A 253-nucleotide genomic window follows, 5' to 3' on the forward strand; every position below is an offset into this window, starting at 1 on the left:
CATCACCTGAAATCACAAATGTATTTAGCTTCTCTTCACCAATGCTAACCACTAGTTCATCATGAAGTTGTGGGTGGGTAATTAACAATCTTTTGATATCAATTTTCGGCCGCTCTTTGGGTAAACTAAGTGCCAGCTTTTTGAAGGAGTTATTACTTGTTGAGACACTCTCGTGATCATTTAAACGAAGATTAGCGCGGCCAACAGTTATTTTTTTTGTATCAGCCACAATTCCACCAAGCTCAATTTGATG

Annotated in this window: 1 protein-coding gene; it reads right to left on the reverse strand. The window is 38.3% G+C overall.

Translation table 11 applies throughout. The features are described from left to right. Window positions 1-253 (reverse strand): hypothetical protein (locus SB749_RS20180; protein ID WP_410711877.1); only part of this gene is annotated, 253 nt, incomplete at both ends.

It is taken from the genome of Brevibacterium sp. SIMBA_078, assembly GCF_046534565.1.
GTDB lineage: Bacteria > Actinomycetota > Actinomycetes > Actinomycetales > Brevibacteriaceae > Brevibacterium.